Source organism: Hyalangium versicolor (assembly GCF_020103695.1).
GTDB classification, from domain to species: domain Bacteria; phylum Myxococcota; class Myxococcia; order Myxococcales; family Myxococcaceae; genus Hyalangium; species Hyalangium versicolor.
This window is the reverse complement of sequence record NZ_JAHXBF010000048.1, coordinates 23,306-39,636: the sequence shown is the minus strand read 5'-3', so window position 1 is coordinate 39,636 and position 16,331 is coordinate 23,306. Positions and strand designations below refer to the sequence as shown.

Genomic DNA, 16,331 nt, shown 5'->3' with positions numbered 1-16,331 from the left:
CTGCTCTCTAGCGGCATGCTGTGTCTACAAGACCCAATCTATAGGTTACGGCCAGCCCATGGCATTCATCAAACGTAAGATCGACCAGCGCAACCTTGTTCGGGAACTCGCGAACAATAAGGTGGACGCGCTTGAGCTCATTCGCGAGGCACTGTCAAACGCACGTGACCATGGTGCCTCCTCCGTTTGGATTCGCACGACGCGGGGCGCCCCTCCCACGCTTCCGCTTGACGTTGTGATCCTCAACGATGGCGAGGGGATGACCGAGGCTCAGCTTGAAGCTTTCTGGGGGGTCTCCACGTCCGTAAAACCGCCAGGCGGCTCCGCTATTGGCTACAAGGGGCATGGCACAAAACTTTATTTCGCAGCCCGTCGTTTGAGCGTCGCCTCTCGAGTTCAAGGCGCTGCCGACTGGACTCTCACTACACTAGACAACCCCTTGGAATCGGACTCGACGCAAGTAGAGCAGATTCCCCTGCCTGCTCAGCACCTCCTTTACAAGGAGCTTGAGCAGGTAGGACTCCTCTCGCACAAAGGTGTTGCCGTCCTCGTGGAAGGTTGCCAGTTCCCGGATGCGGCTGCACGCTTTATGTCCCGTCGAGCGATCGAGACCTATTGCGATTGGTTTACCGTGATTGGCGACATTCGCTCGGGCGTGTTTCGCTCTAGGAGCGAGTTTCATGACACCGTTCACAACAAGAAGGATCTTCCTCGCTTGCGTCAGCATGAATCACCCCTGATTCCTCTGACGGTTAATCTGCGGGTGAATGGTGAGGATGCCTACAGGCCCTTGGGGTTTGGACCTATCAAGCCCGCAGCTGACTTCATGTTGGCGTGGAAAGAGGACAAGGAACGTTGGGCTAAGGAGAGCCCTGGTCTGGCAGCTTTTGGGCACCGCTTCGCGGACCACCACGAGGCGGAGCGAGGCGCAGTACGTGTTCGGGATGATTTGACGGCTTTATGCCTTACGCCTGTCGAGCACTTCATGGATGACTCTCCGTACGCGCTTGTGATTCGCGTGGAGGGACAGCGGCGGCAACTTAATTCCTATCTGGAGGGATCGCGCCAGCCGGTGGGCGGGGAGTATGACTTCGATGAGCGGTTTGGTCTCTGGCTGTGCAAAGATTTCGTACCTATCGTTCAGCGCAATGATCTTCTTCAGACCGCACTGACTCGGGCGACAGAGAAGGTTAAGAAACGGTTGCGTTTTGACTTGAGTCGCACGCGTTTCTGGCAGGTGTTCGTGAATCATCAAGCGCTTGTGCTCACGGCAAACCGCAACGGTATGGCGAACGTTCGCGAGCACGAGGAAAAGATTGTCTCGCTTGTTGCTGACCGGATCGCCGAGGCGCTCAAGGAGGACGCGTTCCGGGAGTGGATCGAGAACCTTCAGGCTGCCGTCGTTCATGGAAGGCGTTCGAAGGAGATCGAAGCCATGAATGACCGGGTGGATGCCGTCACGCAGTGGTTCAAGAAGAGCGGGAGCGACGTCGATCCAGCGCAGGTCAAGGTGCTGGAGCTCCTCGATGAAGAGGCATCTCTCCGCCTTCCCAAGCCAACAAACGAGCAGGAAGTCTTTCTCCTCTACATGGTGCTGACAGGGCGTTACCGTGTTCCTCTGCGTGTCATCGAGTACGAGACGCGGCTAGGGGTCGATGCGATCGCACAAGTGGTAGATACCAAGCTTTTTGATTCGCCTAAGGCCAATGCGCGCGTGGAGTTCAAGCTCTCGATGCAGGGTAACCGAGCGGTGAATCACTTCTTTGATGCAATTGACGCCTTCATTTGTTGGAGCGTGTCCAGTACCGGGGAGTTGCCGGAGGCTGGGGATGCTCCACGCTCGGGTACGCTGCGCAAGCGTGCTAAGCCCCTGCTAGACTCGGGGCTCGACGCGTATGAAGTGGAATACGATGATCCCAAGGGGCAGAAGCGCAAGCTGCCGGTACTTGTTCTCGACCGACTCTTCGCAAGTCAGAAGAAAGCTACGAAGAAAGAGAAGTAACAGGGCGGCCCCTTGTGCCCGAAGGTTGCATGCGGTCCGGGTAGGCTCCTGTAGCCGACAGGCCCAGGCGCGAAGTGTTTCGGGCCGCTTGATCCACACCCCGGACTGCGCGCAGAGTGCGCGATACAGCAATGCCCACGAAGAAGAAGCGCCCCAAACGCAAGGCGGCAAAACCCCCGCCTGAACGCGTCCGTCGAGCCGGAAAGCGCCCGGGATCGGGACACCCCCCGGTCATCCGAGCGCCCGGCCCTCTCCAGTACAAGGTCGTCGAGCTCTCCACCGTGGATGAGGGCTCGCTCGAGCGCACCCTCAACGAGTGGGTTCCCAAGGGTTGGAACCTGGACGGAGTGCAGTTCGCCATGCGCGAGGCCTCCAAGCGCCCGGCCATGGCCTTCGTCTTCTTCACCCGCGAGGGTACGGCCGCGGAGCATGATCTCGAGGAGGCCCGCGGCCGGCTGATGCGGCTGTCCGAGACGGGCTCGCCCACGGCGGAGTTGATGGCGGACCACGCCCACGCCCACGAGAAGCGGACCGGCCCCGGTCAGCGGCCTCCCATCAGCGCCTACGAGCGGCTGGCCCAACTGGCCGGCATGGACGAGCCCGAGGCCCTCGAAAAGGGCCTGACGCTGGAGCCCGAGGAGTGAGCTCCGGTCCCCAACGCGCCTGGATGGCGACCCCTCGGACCGAGCGCGTGCTGCGCCTGGTTCACGAGGGCGATGTCATGCCCGGCTCTCCGTACCCCAAGGCCTCGCTGCTGCTGCGCCTGGGCGCGCGGCTGGTGGACGTGGCCGTGGCCTGGGGCCTGTGGGTCGTCTGTGGAGCCGCTGGCTCCGTGGTGGCGCTGCTCTTCCTGCTCCTGGCTGACGGCATGCTCCTGGGGCAGAGCGTGGGCAAGCGCATCTTCGGCGTGAAGGTCATGCACCTGCCCACGCGCTCGGCGGCGCGCCACCGGGACAGCGCCCTGCGCAACGCGCCCCTGGCGCTGATCGTCCTGCTGGGAATGATGCCCGAGGGCCTGGGCCTGGTGGCCGGCGCCGCGGGGCTGCTCGTCATCGGAGGGCTGGAGGGGTGGCGGGTCCTGAAGGATCCGCTCGGCTGGAGGCTCGGGGATATGTGGGCCCAGACGCAGGTGGTGGACGGGAAGGTTGTGGCGGGCGCGACGGTTGCCGCCCGCACCCCGGTGGCGCATGAGCGCGCCCCGGGGCGATTGATGTCCGCGGCCAAGGAGCGCCGCGACCGCTCGCTGATGAAAGCGAGAAGGGGGAAGTCGTGCGTATCGCGTTGACGTACAACCTCAGGCTCTCCGACTCGGAAGAGGAGGCGGAGTTCGACACCCAGGAGACGGTCAATGCCCTGGCTGGCGCCATCGAGCGGCTCGGCCACCGGCTGGAGCGCTTCGAGGTGAGTGGCCCGGCATCGCGCACCGTGGCCCGCCTGGAGGCCTACAGCCCGGATATCATCTTCAACACCGCCGAGGGACGCCGCGGCCGCTTCCGCGAGGCCTTCTATCCGGCCCTCTTCGACGAGTTGGGCTTCCCGTACACCGGCAGCGATGCGTACGCGCTGGCCGTCACCCTGGACAAGCAGCTCACCAAGCTGATCCTCGCCAAGCACGGCATCCGCACTCCGGGCTGGCAGTATGTGGAGAAGCTCAGTGAGCTGACGGCGGAGAACCTGCGCTTCCCCGTCATCGTCAAGCCGAACTTCGAGGGCTCCTCCAAGGGCATCACCCAGGACTCCATCGCGGAGACGCTGGACGAGGTGCGCACCAAGGTGGCCCAGGCTCTGGCCAAGTACCCGGCCGGCGTGCTCGTGGAGGAGTACATCGGTGGGCGCGATCTCACGGTGCCGTTCCTGGCCGCCGTGGACAACGATTACGACGGCGTGCTCACGCCCGTGGAATACGTCATCGATCCGGCCGTCACCGCGGGCCGGAAGTACCCCATCTACGACTACGACCTGAAGGTGAAGAACTACAAGGCCGTCAGCGTGCGTGCCCCCGCGAACATCGCGCCGAAGACGGCGGAGGACGTGCGGGAGATGGCGCAGACGATCTTCCGGGTGCTGGACTGCCGGGATCTGGGCCGGATCGACTTCCGCCTCAGCGACGCGGGCGTGCCGTACTTCCTGGAGATCAACGCGCTGCCCAGCCTCGAGCCGGGCGCCGGCATCTATGCCTCCGCCGCGTTGGACGGCCTGCACCTGGACGGGGTGATCGGCAGCATCATCCAGAGCGCGGCCAAGCGGTACAAGATCAAGGACTCGGCGCGGCGCCAGGGCAAGCCGACGCGCAAGACGGGCCCGCTGCGCGTGGGCTTCACCTACAACGTCAAGCGCGTGAAGCCCACGGTGGATGCCTCGGAGGACAGCGAGGCCGAGTACGACTCGCCGGCCACGCTCCAGGCCATCCGCGAGGCCATCGCCTCCTGGGGCCACGAGGTGATCGATCTCGAGGCGAACCAGGAACTGCCCAACGTGCTGGCCAGCACGCCAGTGGACCTGGTGTTCAACATCGCCGAGGGCTTCAAGGGCCGTAACCGCGAGAGCCAGGTTCCGGCCATGCTGGAGCTGCTGGACATCCCGTACACGGGCAGCGATCCGGCGACGCTGTCGCTCGCGCTGGACAAGGCCCTGGCGAAGAAGATCGTCCGTCAGGCCGGCATCCACACGCCGACGTTCCAGCTCATGATCACGGGCAAGGAGCGCCTCAACAAGGACTTCACCAACTTCCCGCTGATGGTGAAGCCGGTGGCCGAGGGCTCCTCCAAGGGCGTGTTGAGCAAGAGCGTCTGCCACAGCGAGGCGGAGCTGCGCGAGGTGGTGAAGGAGATCGTCGGCAAGTACCAGCAGCCGGCGCTGATCGAGGAGTACATCGGCGGGCGCGAGTTCACCGTGGGTCTGCTCGGCGAGCGCCGCCCGCGCGTGCTGCCGCCCATGGAGATCGTCTTCCTCGACAAGGAGGACAAGAACCCCATCTACAGCTTCCAGCACAAGCTCGACTGGAACGATCGCATCCGGTACGACGCGCCAGCGAAGATCGAGCCGGCGCTCCTGGAGAAGCTGCGCGCGGCGGCGCGAGGCTCGTTCATGGCGCTGGGTTGCCGGGACGTGGCGCGCATCGACTTCCGCATGGATGACAGGGGGCGCATCTACTTCATCGAGTGCAACCCGCTGCCGGGCCTCACGCCGGGCTGGAGCGATCTGGTGCTCATCGCCCAGGGCGCGGGCATGGACTACCGCACGCTCATCGGCGAGATCATGGCCCCGGCCATTCGCCGCTACAAGGAGCGCGAGGCCCGCCGCGCCGCGGACGAGCACGCGTACTCCAAGGCGATGCTGGAGAAGCCGCCGGGGGAGAAGCCCACGAACGAGGACAAGCCCGCCGGTACCAACGGCAACGGCACCCACGCCGGCACGGAGCCGCCGCCGCGCCTGGACATCAAGGCCTGAGCCTCAGGGCACGTCCCGGCCCTCGCCGAAGCCGAGCACCCAGAACTCCGGCTTCGCGTCGGTCCGGGTCTCCAGGGCCTTCTTCAGCTCGGTGACGGGCTCCTCCTGCCCGTCATCCCCCAGGTTGAAGGTGCCGTAGTGCATGGGCACGCTCACCTTCGCCTCGAGATCCACGCTGGCCTGCACCGCCTCCTTGGGCGAGACGTGGATCACCTCCATGAAGGCCTCGGGCTTGTAGGCTCCAATGGGCAACACCGCGAGCCTCACCGGGCCGAAGTGCTCGCGCACCTGGCGGAACTGCTTGCCGTAGCCCGTGTCTCCCGCGAAGAACGTCACCCCGGACGGACCCTGCAGCACGTAGCTCGTCCACAGCGTCCCGTCCCGATCCGACAGCCCCCGGTTCGAGAAGTGCTGGGACGGCGTGCTCACCAGCTTCACCTCGGGCGCGAGCTGCACCTCCTGCCACCAGTCCAGCTCCGTCACCCGCGACAGGCCCTTGGACTCCAGGAAGGCCTTGTTCCCCAGCCCCGCGAAGACGCGCACGTTCGGGAACGCGTCCTGCAACCGCTTCAGCGTCGGCACATCCATGTGATCGTAGTGGTTGTGGCTGAGGATCACCGCGTCGATGGGCGGCAGATCCTCGAAGCGGATCCCCGGCGGACGCACGCGCTTGGGGCCCGCGAAGGACACCGGGCTGCACCGGTCCGACCAGATGGGATCCGTCAGCACGTTCACCCCGTCCACCTGCAACAGCGTGGTGGCGTGGTTGATGAACGTGACGCGCACGGCACCTCGGGCCACGTGCCGGGGTGGGGGAGGCCCCGGAGGCGAGTCCGTCCACTCCGTCCACGGGCCTCGCTCCCGGTTCATCTGCCACTGGAAGAACGTCATCCGCGCCTTCCGCGGCTCCTGGTTGTGGAACTGCTCCCCGTCGAAGTGATCCGACTTCGGACCTCGGTAGGTAGGCGCGGAGAACGCATGACAGCCCACACCGGCGACCGTGGTCCCCAGCAGCAGGAACGCTCCCAGGACCGTCAGCAGGGCGCGGCGCAGGCGGGACTTGGGCATGGAAGGGCAATCTCCGGGGCGTTTGGATGCGCTGCGTCAACACCCTGGGTCCTACCCCAAGGGGGGGCAGCAGCGAGGAAGTGGCTGCGATGATATGAACCTGCCCAGCAGGAAAGCGAGCAGCCATTCCATCTCACTGCCGGGGTGCATCCTCCGGCTCATGCATGGGTGAGCAGTCCATGTCCGGACGCCAGGTTGGTGGCAGGTACGTCCTGGAGCGCAAGATCGCCGGCGGTGGCATGGGCGCCATCTGGGCGGCGCGCGATCCGCAGCTCGGTCGGGCGGTGGCCATCAAGCTCACCACGTCCCATCGTCTCTCCTCCGATGCGGCGCGGCGCCAGTTCGAGAAGGAGGCCAAGGCCATTGCCCAGTTCCACCACCCGAACGTCGTGCAGATCCACGACTTCGGCCTGGATGGAGACGAGCCCTACATCGTCATGGAGCTGCTCGAGGGAGAGGACCTCGAGTCCCGCCTCAAGCGCCGCGAGCGGCTGCCGCCCGCCCACGTGTCCCAGCTGCTCACCCAGGTGGCCCGCGCCCTGGCCGCCGCGCACACGGCCAACATCGTCCACCGCGATCTCAAGCCGGCCAACCTCTTCATCGCCCGCATCGACGGCCAGGAGGTGCTGAAGATCCTCGACTTCGGGCTGGTGCGGCTCAAGTCGCGCTCCCCGGACATCACCCCCGAGTCCATGGACGGCATGGTGGGGACGCTGCGCTACATGAGCCCCGAGCAGATCCGCGGGGATCACGAGCTCGATCACCGCAGCGATCTCTGGTCCATCGCGGTGGTCATCTTCCGGGCCCTCACCGGCAAGTTCCCCTTCACCCTGGACTCCGTCGGCCCGCTGCTCAACGGCACCTTCTTCCCGCCGGACACGCTGGCCTCCTCCCTGGTGCCCGATCTGGGCCCGGAGGTGGATCGCTTCTTCTCGCGGGCCCTGCACCCGGATCCCGCCCAGCGCTTCCAGTCCGCCCAGGAGATGGCCGCCGTCTTCGCCTCCATCGTCACGGCCGGCCGGCGCCAGGCGGCGAAGATCCTCGTCGTGGATGACGAGCCGGATGTGGAGATGCTCCTGCGCCAGGCCTTCCGCCGGCAGATCCGCGATTCCGTCTACGAGCTGTCCTTCGCCTCGGACGGAGAGGATGCGCTGGAGAAGGTGCGCCAGAACCCCGACCTGGACGTCATCCTCACCGACATCAACATGCCGCGCATGGACGGGCTCGAGTTCCTGAGCCGGGTGGGCGAGGTGAACCCCCTGGTCAAGGTGATCATCGTCTCCGCCTACAGCGACATGACGAACATCCGCACCGCGATGAATCGCGGGGCCTACGACTTCCTCACCAAGCCGCTCGACTTCCAGGATCTGGAGGCCACGCTCAGCAAGACGCTCAAGCACGTGGCCGAGGCGCGTCAGATGATGCGCTCCATCGAGGAGAACGCGCTGCTGCGCATGTTCGTGCAGAGCACCGTGCTGGAGCGCCTGCGCCCGCTGACGCAGGGCCCGGATTCGCTGGCCGGCGAGAAGACAGAGGCCACCGTCGTCTTCGTCCGCCTCCAGGACTTCACGCCGGTGGTCCGCCAGATCCCTCCCGAGGCCGTCATCCAGCGGCTCAACGAGCACTTCCAGGTCTTCCTCCCCGAGTTGACCTCTCGCAACGGAGCGGTGGATCGCTTCCTGGGAGACGCCGTGCGGGTGGTGTTCCGCTCCACGGATCACCTGCGACAGGCGATGGAGGCGTGTCTGGCCGCTCGCGAGCAACTGCGCAGCCTGGCGGCCTCCCGAGGCGGGGCGTCTCCGGCCCTCCATGGCCTCTGCATCGGGCTGGACTCGGGAGACGTGGTCCTGGGCGGGCTTGGCAGCCCGGAGCTGGGCCGCCTGGACTACACGATGCTCGGCGAGGCGGTGGACAACTCCGCGCGGCTGGCGAGTGTGGCCAGCCCTGGTGAGATCCTCGTCACCGATCGCCTGCGGCAGCGCGTCTCGCTGGAGTTCGAGTGCCTCAACGCCGGAGCGCGCATCCTGCCCGGCTCGAACGTGCCCTCTCCCGTGCATGACGTCCTGGGACGGCGGGGCACGGCGTTTTCCCCCACGAGTGGCTCGGACGTGACACAGACCCAGGACGGAGCGACACCTCCGTACAGGGGCGCGCGTGCCGCCGGGAGCGGGCGCTAGGTCCGAGAGTCCGTGAATTTCGCGGATCTTGTGTGAGCGGATCCACCATCGGATCCGACCAACGCCCTATCAGGTGCCCTGCGGAGCAACGTTAGACTGCGCCGACGCACTCCAGCGCGGTCGAGAGAGGTTTCCCCATGCAGACGAGCACGCCAGGCCCATCCCTGTTCGAAGCCTATCCCCCCTCCGAGCAGTACGAGCTCTCCTCAGGCGTGGTCTGCGACATCCCCTACGTGTGCCGCTCGGTGGATTTCCTGGTGCTGCACGGCACCGCGGAGCTCGAGGTCGTCCGCAAGCTGCTGGCGGGCCAGCGCTACCAGGCGGTGTCCGTGGGAGGAGGGAAGGTGGCCGCGGCCCTGTGGCTGGCGGACTACCACGACACCTCGTGCGGCCCCTACAAGGAGTTCATCCTCAGCTTCCCCGCGTCGTTGAAGTCCCTGGAGTCCGTGGCCCACTCGCCCATGGAATTGCTCATGGCGAGCGCGCTGCCGGAGGGGACGATCTTCTGCCAGAAGCTGATCCTCAACCAGCAGGTACCCATCGACTACGGCCGCGAGGTGCATGGGCACGCCAAGCACCCCACGCCGCAGCCGGTGGACATCTCCTTCTCGACGTCCGGGTGCCGCTTCAACGTGTCCTGCGACGGCAAGCGCGTCGCCTTCGGGCAGGTCCGCCTCCCCGAGGAGCCGGCGGCGGTGCAGCGGGCCTCGTTCGGGTTCGTCACCGCGAAGGAGGTCTTCCAGACACGCAACGTCATGCACTTCGAGTTCGAGGCGCGCTTCCGCCTCTTCGGGGACGGGGACGAGTTCTCCCTGTCCAGTGACAGCGCGTTGGGCAAGGATCTGTCGGACATGCGTTTCACGCCGCAGGTCGTGCAATACCTGCCGAAGGCCCGTTTCGTGATGCCCAAGCCGCTCAACTGGCGGGGGCCCAAGGAGCAGCGATGAGTTCGCGGGGGAAGCAGTACATCGACAGCGCCTCTCTCCAGGTCTTCCCCCCGCCGAGCCTCTGCCAGGACGTCACGCAGTACATCTTCTTCCTGAAGGGGCGGCAGTCGAAGCTGCAGGCCCTGTGTGACAAGTTCCTCAACGAGCCCTCTGGCGGCGCGGTGGACTACCGCCCGCGGTTGCCGTTCGTGATGCTGACGTTCCAGACGGTGGGCCGGCTCACCTCGGGCGCCGAGGGCTTCAAGGACTGGGGGCACACCTCCGAGCAGGAGGCCACCTTCTGGGTCGCGGTGAGCGACTACAAGAAGCACGGCCCGGACGAGCTCTGCAAGAAGGTGGAGCTCTTCGTCCCCTATATCTACTCGGACAATCCGTGGGCGGTGGCGGGCGGCAGGGAGATCTACGGCTTCCCCAAGCAGGCCTCCACCGTTCTGCTGCCGAACTCCCTGCGAGGCGCGGGCGCGTTCGAGATCCACACGCTGGCGTACCGCACCTTCAGCCCGGACACGCAGGCGCAGATGGCGCGGGTGCTCTCCGTGGAGCGCGCGGATGGGGGCACCTTCGCGCGAGACGAGCTGGCCGTGGCCCTGGGCGAGGAGCTGCTGGAGAAGCTCGGGGTGCTGCGGGACGAGTTGGGACAGTTGCTGGACTTCAACTTCGAGATTGGCTCGCGGGTCATCGACTTCCTGTTCCGGCCGACCCTGCCCATGGTGTTCCTCAAGCAGCTGCGCGGCGTGGGGACGACGACGGGCGCCTGCTATCAGGCCATCGTGGGCGCTGAGGCGGACCAGATCCGCCTCCACAGCCTGCGCCTGCTGCTGCGGCGCTTCCGCCTGAGGCTGGAGTCCCTGGCCTCGCAGCCCCTGGCGGAGACCCTGGGATTGGAGCTCGACTCGCGGGGGCAGATGATGATCCCCGGAGGCCTGCAGGTCCGATTCGATTTCCGCCTCAACGAAGGTCACCTCATCTGGAGCGGTTCATGAAGAAGAAGGTGGCGGTACTTGGTGGTGGAGCCGGCGCGCTCACCACCGCGTACTACCTGTCTCGGACTCCGGAGTTGCGAGAGGAGTACGACGTCACGGTCTATCAGGTGGGCTGGCGGCTCGGCGGCAAGGGGGCCAGCGGGCGAGGACCGAACGGCCGCATCGAGGAGCATGGGCTCCACATCTTCTGGGGCTTCTATGAGAACGCGTTCGCGCTGATGCGCGAGTGCTACAAGCTCATGGACCGGCCCCTGACGATGCCGCTGGCCACCTTCGAGGAGGCCTTCCGTCCCCGGGATCTCGTCGCCATGGAGGACTTCGTCCAGGGCACCTGGCAGCGGTGGGTGATCCCCTTTCCCTCGAACACCCGGCGGCCGGGAGAGGGCCTGGAGGAGACGGCTGCGTGGCAGGTGATCGCGGGGCTGCTCGACGTGGCGCGGCAGATCTTCGACAGGCTGAAGGGAGGGCTCTCGCTGTCGGCGGAGCGGGGGCCTGCCCTCATCATCGAAGAGGTGGTACTGGCGGTCGGGACACGGATGATCCAGCAGGCCTATGAGCTCGCCTCGAACGCGGCGCAGACGCAGGCCGCTGCCCTCGAGTCCCTGGGAGGGAAGATCCTCGAGCTGATGCGCGAGTTCCTTCGCTGGCTCTGGGCGCAGATCTCGCACCTGATCGAGTCGAACTTCCTGCTCTACCAGCTCACGGTGGGGCTCGACTTCCTGATGGCGAACCTGATCGGCATCGTCGAGGACGGCGTGCTGGTGAAGGGGTTCAACTCCATCGACGGGGTGGACTACCGCGAGTGGCTGAGGAAGCACGGCGCCACGGAGCTGACGCTGCGCTCGGCGCTGCCGCGCGTCATCTACGACGCGGCCATGTCCATGGTGGACGGAGATCCGGATCGGCAGTCCATCGCGGCAGGCAGTGCGCTGCGAGCGATGCTGCGCATCGGGTTCTCGTACCAGGGGCACGTGGCCTACGAGTTCGCGGCCTCCATGGGCGACACCATCTTCGTGCCGCTCTACGAGGCCTGCCTGAGGAACGGCGTCCACTTCAAGTTCTTCCACCGTGTCGAGGAGGTCATCGCCACGCGCACGCCGGGCAGCAGGCCCCGCGTCACCCGGCTGCGCATCAGCCGCCAGGTGGATCTGAAGGATCCAGAGGCGGGGTACGATCCGCTCATCACCGTGAAGAACCTGCCGTGCTGGCCGGACAAGCCGCTCTACGAACAGCTCGTCCAGGGCGAGCAGTTGCTGCGGGAGAACATCGACCTGGAGTCCTTCTACACGCCCTGGAAGAACGTGGCTGAGCAGGTGCTCGAGGAGGGCAAGGACTTCGATCAGGTGGTGTTCGGCATCCCCGTGGCGTCGGTGCGCTACCTGTGCCCGACGCTCATGGCGCTGAACCCGGCCTGGGGGCGGATGGTGGACGAGGTGCCCTCCATCCAGACCCAGGCCTTCCAGTTGTGGCTCTCGAAGGACCAGCGGGCGCTCGGGTGGACCGTGGGAAGCCCGATGCTGACGTGTTTCGTGGAGCCCATCGACACGTGGGCGGACATGACGAGCCTGCTGCCTCGGGAGGGCTGGGCCCAGCCCAACGCTCCGCTCACCGTCGCGTACTTCTGCGGCCCGATGCCTGGACCCGCGATCCCGCCTCCGCCTACCGAGCATGACTTTCCGGCTCAGCAGAAGGAGCTGGCGCTGCAGAACGCGCTCAGCTTCCTGCGCAACGATCTGGGGGTGCTCTGGCCGAAGTGCACGCAGTCGAAGAACCCGCCCGTGTTCGACTGGACGCTGCTGGTGCCGTCGAACGAGGGGGTAGGGGAGGCGCGCTTCACGACACAGTACTGGCGGGCCAACGTGGACCCGAGCGAGCGCTACACCCTGGCGCTGCCGGGCACCGCGAAGGCGCGCATCCGGCCGGACAACACCGGGTTCGAGAACCTCACGATCTGTGGGGACTGGGTGGACAACGGCTTCTACATCGGAGCGGCCGAAGGCGCCGTCATCTCCGGCATGTTGGCCTTCCGCGCCCTCACGGGTCGGAAGCTGCACATCTCCGGCGAGGCGTTCTGGTACCGCTGAAACACGAGATCATCGATGAGCACGGCACAGCATTCGCGCAGGCGGAAGCGCAGGATCGTCATCCTCGGAGGCGGCGTGGGCGCCATGACGGCCGCCTTCGGGCTGACCAGCTATCCCGGCTGGCAGGACCAGTACGAGGTAGCCCTCTACAGCCTGGGATGGCGGCTGGGAGGCAAGGGCGCCAGCGGCCGCAACAAGGACTCCTCCCAGCGCATCGAGGAGCACGGCCTCCACGTCTGGATGGGGCACTACGAGAACGCCTTCCGGGTGATGCGGCAGGCGTACCAGGAGCTGGGGCGGCCTCGTGGGGCGCCGCTGGCCACGATCGATGAGGCCTTCAAGAAGCAGTCCTTGATCTCGCTCTTCGAGCGCACTCCCACGGACTGGGTGAAGTGGGACTTCCAGTTCCCCACCAACCTCGAGGAGCCCGGGGTGGCTCGGGATCTCCCGAACCTTGTCACCCTCCTGGAGCGCGGGCTGAAGGCGCTGCTCGATCTCTTGTTCGAGGCACCGGGAGCCGGGCTCGCAGCGGCAACGCCCGCGCCCGACAGTCTGCCGGCCAAGGTCGAGGGTGTGCTCCGGTCGCTGGGGCTCTCGCTCATCCCGAGGATCGGTGTGCCTGGGATCGGGCGTGTGCTCCAACTGGCGCAGCAGCTGGCCTCGCGGCTGCCGCACTCGCCGGGCGAGCAGGACCCGACGCAGCTGGATGCGCTGCTCTGGCTGGTGGAGGAGTCGTTTGCACGGCTGCAGGCGCGCTTCACCCGGAACATGGAGAACAGCGCGGTTCGCAAGCTCTGGGGCGTGCTGGAGCTAGGGCTCGTCATGACCCGAGGCGTGCTGCGGGATGGCGTGCTGAGCAAGGGCTTCAACGCCATCGACGGCGAGGACTTCCGGGCTTGGCTGGCACGCCATGGAGCCAGTGACTTCACGCTCTACCGTGCTCCCATCGTGAAGGGCATGTACCAACTGCTCTTCGCGTACATCCAGGGGGACCCGAACCGGCAGCAGCTCGCGGCGGGCGTGGCATCGCGGTTCATGCTGCGCATGGCGCTCGGCTACAAGGGCTCCGTCTTCTACAAGATGCGCGCGGGCATGGGCGACGTCATCTTCACTCCGTTGTACGAGGTGCTGAAGCGGCGCGGCGTCCAGTTCCACCTCTTCCACAAGGTTCGCCAGCTCCGGACGGATCTGCTGACGCGGAACGTGGAGCGCGTGGAGATGACGCAGCAGGTGCAGCTGAAGGATCCCGCGAAGGGGTACCAGCCCCTGGTCGATGTGCTCGGGCTGCCGTGCTGGCCCGATCGGCCGCTCTACGATCAGATCGTCGATGGCCAGGAGCTGGAGGACTCGCGCATCAACCTGGAGTCGTACTGGGCTCGGCCCTGGAAGGGCGAGCGTCCCGTCACGCTGGAGCGAGGCAAGGACTACGATCTGCTGGTGATGGGGATCTCGCTTGGGGCCTTCCCATATGTCTGCGAGGATCTCATTGCCCGGAGCCCGCGCTGGCAGCGGATGATGGAGGCGCTGCAGACCAACCAGACCCTGGGGGTGCAGCTCTGGCTCTCCAAGAGCCTGGAGGAGCTCGGCTGGCGGCCCTCGCCCACGGTGATGACGGGCTATGCCGAGCCGCTCAACACCTACGCGGACATGGCCCAGGTCATCCCCCGGGAGACGTGGCCGCCCGGAATGGTCAAGGACATCGCCTACTTCACGGCGCCCCTGCTCGACGCGACGGTGATTCCTCCCTTCACCGATCATGACTTCCCCAAGAGGGAGCACGAGCGGTTGAAGCAGCTGTCCCTCCGCTGGTTCCGCGAATGGACGGGAGCGCTGTGGCCAGATGCGACGCGCTACAACCCCACGGGCCTGGACTGGGAGTTGCTCACGGCACCGCGCAATGCCCAGGGCGTGGTGCGCTTCGACAGCCAGTACTGGCGAGCGAACATCGATCCCAGTGAGCGCTACGTGCTGTCCCCGCCAGGCTCGACGGCGGCGCGGCTCGGCTCGCACGAGTCGGGCTTCCCCAACCTCTACCTCGCGGGCGACTGGACGCTGACGGGGCTCAACGCCGGGTGCGTGGAGGCGGCGACCATGTCGGGGCTCCAGGCCTCCCAGGCCATCTCGGGCTACCCGGAGCACATCTCGGGCGAGAGCGATTTCTGATCGGACCGGGCCCCGGACCTCGGGGCTCAGGTGCCGGGCCGGGGCTCCAGCGGGAGGCGGAAGCGGAAGGTGGAGCCCGCTCCGGGCGTGCTCTCCACCTCGATCTGGCCTCCGTGGGCCTCGATGATGCGGCGGCTCACGGCCAGACCGAGACCCACGCCCGGGATGGTATCCCGGGTGGCGGCGCTGCGTCGAAAGGGCTCGAAGATGCTCTCCCGTTCCGATTCAGGGATGCCCACCCCCGAGTCCGTCACCGCCACCCAGGCGCTGTCTCCCTCCGTGGACAGCGCGACGCGCACCTGTCCTCCTTCGGGGGAGTACTTGATGGCGTTGTTCACCAGGTTGTTGAGCACCTGGGAGATGCGGGTGCTGTCGTAGCGCACGAGCACCGGCTCCTCCGGCACCTGGAGCACCAGCGTGTGGTGGGATGAAGTCTCCTCGTGCAGCGCGATGCCCTCTTGGAGCAGTCCTCGCAGGTCATGCTCCTCCATGCGCAGCTCGAGCTTGCCGGCCTCGATCCGGGCGGTGTCGAGCAGATCCTCCACCATTCGCTCGATGCGCTCGACCTGGCGGATGACGATGACGAAGCGCTCTCGCAGTTTGTCCTCGGGAGGCAGCGGGCGGTCCTGGCGCACGGTCGCCGCGCTCAGCTTGAGGGCGCTCAGCGGGTTGCGCAGATCGTGGGCCACGCCCGCGATGAAGCCGAGCTGCACCTCGCGGTGGTGTGCGAGCCGCCGGGCCATGTCGTTGAACTCGCGTGCGATCTCTCGCAGCTCCAGGGCACCGGTCTCAGGCACCGCGATGTCACGGGCGCCCGGGCGGAAGTCCACCAGGGCATCGCGGATGGACAGCAGGGGTTGGTACGCATAGCGGCGGATGCTCCAGAGGACTACGCCGAGCCCGAGGAACAGCGCCGTAACGAGGATGAGGCCCAGCCGGTTGGCCAGCTCATCCCACTGGCGAGTCTCCTCCGCCACGCGTCGGGCGTCATCGATGTTGATTTTGACGAGGCGCTTGGAGTTGTCCAGGGCCTTATCCAGCGACTGGAGGCTCTCCGCGATGCTCGTCCGCCCCTGGGACCTCAGCCGCTGCTCGATCGCCAGGTACTCCGTGGAGTTTCGGGTGAGCTCCTGGAGGATGGAGGCCTCCTCGGAACTTCCGATGAATTTCCTGGCCTCGGTGAGCCAGTGCTGGAGATTCTTCTCCGCATCGCTCATGACGGTGGCGTGGATCGCGTCTCCGGTGAGCTCGAGAAGCTGCTGTTCGTGGCTGTGGAGCAGGAGCGCGATCTCGATCTCTTCCGCCGCGCGCACGCTCTCCACCGTCTGCCCGAGCTGCAGGCTGTCACGCTCCATCCGCTTGGTGATGGTGACCAGGGCGGTGGAGATCGCGAGGGCGAGGAGCAGGATGGCTCCCGCCACACCCGTGAGCAGACTTCGAAGGCTCAATGTGACTCT

General features: G+C 66.2%; 11 protein-coding genes. 9 read left to right on the top strand and 2 right to left on the bottom strand.

The annotated features are described in order from the left end of the window. The first annotated feature begins 58 nt into the window (after positions 1-58). The 4 genes from KY501_RS50335 (at position 59) to KY501_RS50320 (ending at position 5,452) form a co-directional block, all read left to right on the top strand. Positions 59-2,002, top strand: coding sequence for an ATP-binding protein (locus tag KY501_RS50335; protein ID WP_224372707.1), 1,944 nt, complete (start codon positions 59-61; stop codon positions 2,000-2,002). Between the two features lie 131 nt (positions 2,003-2,133). Further along, a complete protein-coding gene (gene sglS / locus KY501_RS50330) occupies positions 2,134-2,646 on the top strand; it encodes a type IV pili motility protein SglS (protein WP_224372706.1) in 513 nt (170 codons plus the stop codon). A gap of 23 nt (positions 2,647-2,669) precedes the next feature. Beyond that, positions 2,670-3,287: an RDD family protein gene (locus KY501_RS50325; RefSeq protein WP_224372705.1), complete on the top strand. Its 618-nt coding sequence runs from the start codon at positions 2,670-2,672 to the stop codon at positions 3,285-3,287. Then, positions 3,272-5,452, top strand: coding sequence for a D-alanine--D-alanine ligase family protein (locus KY501_RS50320; protein ID WP_224372704.1), 2,181 nt, complete (start codon positions 3,272-3,274; stop codon positions 5,450-5,452). The genes KY501_RS50325 and KY501_RS50320 overlap by 16 nt, the downstream gene beginning before the upstream one ends. A gap of 3 nt (positions 5,453-5,455) precedes the next feature. On the opposite strand, the gene KY501_RS50315 is transcribed toward KY501_RS50320, so the two are convergent. Beyond that, entirely contained in the window at positions 5,456-6,520 is a 1,065-nt protein-coding gene (locus tag KY501_RS50315) for an MBL fold metallo-hydrolase (RefSeq protein ID WP_224372703.1), read from the bottom strand. A 179-nt stretch (positions 6,521-6,699) separates the two neighbouring features. Between KY501_RS50315 and KY501_RS50310 the strand changes: the two genes are divergently transcribed. From KY501_RS50310 to KY501_RS50290, 5 genes are all read left to right on the top strand, one after another. Further along, a complete protein-coding gene (locus KY501_RS50310) occupies positions 6,700-8,697 on the top strand; it encodes a protein kinase domain-containing protein (protein ID WP_224372702.1) in 1,998 nt (665 codons plus the stop codon). A 137-nt stretch (positions 8,698-8,834) separates the two neighbouring features. Beyond that, a complete protein-coding gene (locus KY501_RS50305; RefSeq protein WP_224372701.1) occupies positions 8,835-9,644 on the top strand; it encodes an acetoacetate decarboxylase family protein in 810 nt (269 codons plus the stop codon). Next, entirely contained in the window at positions 9,641-10,627 is a 987-nt protein-coding gene (locus KY501_RS50300) for an acetoacetate decarboxylase family protein (RefSeq protein WP_224372700.1), read from the top strand. Before KY501_RS50305 ends, KY501_RS50300 begins: the two co-directional genes overlap by 4 nt. Continuing rightward, on the top strand, positions 10,624-12,711 hold the full coding sequence (locus tag KY501_RS50295; RefSeq protein WP_224372699.1) for an NAD(P)-binding protein: 2,088 nt from the start codon (positions 10,624-10,626) through the stop codon (positions 12,709-12,711). Before KY501_RS50300 ends, KY501_RS50295 begins: the two co-directional genes overlap by 4 nt. A 15-nt stretch (positions 12,712-12,726) precedes the next feature. After that, positions 12,727-14,874: an FAD-dependent oxidoreductase gene (locus tag KY501_RS50290; protein ID WP_224372698.1), complete on the top strand. Its 2,148-nt coding sequence runs from the start codon at positions 12,727-12,729 to the stop codon at positions 14,872-14,874. 26 nt (positions 14,875-14,900) lie between these two features. On the opposite strand, the gene KY501_RS50285 is transcribed toward KY501_RS50290, so the two are convergent. Beyond that, positions 14,901-16,322, bottom strand: a complete 1,422-nt coding sequence (locus KY501_RS50285; RefSeq protein ID WP_224372697.1) for a sensor histidine kinase — start codon at positions 16,320-16,322, stop codon at positions 14,901-14,903. Positions 16,323-16,331 lie beyond the last annotated feature (9 nt).

Bases quoted from the DNA above. Each gene is read 5' to 3' on its own strand.
- KY501_RS50335 (WP_224372707.1), top strand. From the start codon at position 59: ATGGCATTCATCAAACGTAAGATCGACCAGCGCAACCTTGTTCGGGAA.
- sglS (WP_224372706.1), top strand. From the start codon at position 2,134: ATGCCCACGAAGAAGAAGCGCCCCAAACGCAAGGCGGCAAAACCCCCG.
- KY501_RS50325 (WP_224372705.1), top strand. From the start codon at position 2,670: ATGGCGACCCCTCGGACCGAGCGCGTGCTGCGCCTGGTTCACGAGGGC.
- KY501_RS50315 (WP_224372703.1), bottom strand. From the start codon at position 6,520: ATGCCCAAGTCCCGCCTGCGCCGCGCCCTGCTGACGGTCCTGGGAGCG.
- KY501_RS50310 (WP_224372702.1), top strand. From the start codon at position 6,700: ATGTCCGGACGCCAGGTTGGTGGCAGGTACGTCCTGGAGCGCAAGATC.
- KY501_RS50305 (WP_224372701.1), top strand. From the start codon at position 8,835: ATGCAGACGAGCACGCCAGGCCCATCCCTGTTCGAAGCCTATCCCCCC.
- KY501_RS50300 (WP_224372700.1), top strand. From the start codon at position 9,641: ATGAGTTCGCGGGGGAAGCAGTACATCGACAGCGCCTCTCTCCAGGTC.
- KY501_RS50295 (WP_224372699.1), top strand. From the start codon at position 10,624: ATGAAGAAGAAGGTGGCGGTACTTGGTGGTGGAGCCGGCGCGCTCACC.
- KY501_RS50290 (WP_224372698.1), top strand. From the start codon at position 12,727: ATGAGCACGGCACAGCATTCGCGCAGGCGGAAGCGCAGGATCGTCATC.